At 44.6% G+C, this 435-nt stretch carries 1 pseudogene; it reads right to left on the bottom strand.

Annotated features, from left to right (window positions below):
* Positions 1 to 435: pseudogene (locus V7D18_RS08165) on the bottom strand (FMN-binding protein); the annotation flags it as partial.

The following is a 435-nucleotide window of genomic DNA, read 5'->3' as shown; positions in this document are numbered from 1 at the left end:
GCCATCCCAGGTAACCGCTGTAACCGCGTTATCCTTAACTGTCATACTCACCTGATCTTTGAATCCATTCTTGTCAAATTCCGGTGATTCATAAGTGTAAGTTCCATCTTTTAGTTCTGCTGTCGGGCTGCCGCTTTCTCCGGCTGCCTGGCTGAGACAATCTTTCACTCCATTTACAAATCCCATTAAATTAATGCTGACGGAGGATACAGCATCTGTATATCCCTCTTTATTCACAAGGCCTTCCAGGGACTGATTCTCCAGTACATATTTCACAACTGCTTCCGCCTGTTCATGCCACTTAAGACCTTTTTCTGTCATGACATACTTTCCATCCATGGAAAGCTGGCTCTTTTTGGTACCGTCTTCCTTTATTCCATCCCAGGTAACCGCTGTAATCGCGTTATCCTTAACTGTCATACTCACCTGGTCTTT

Origin of the sequence: Lacrimispora sp. 38-1 (assembly GCF_049890855.1) — a bacterium.
GTDB lineage: Bacteria > Bacillota > Clostridia > Lachnospirales > Lachnospiraceae > Lacrimispora.
This window is presented reverse-complemented; position numbering and strand designations above follow the sequence as displayed.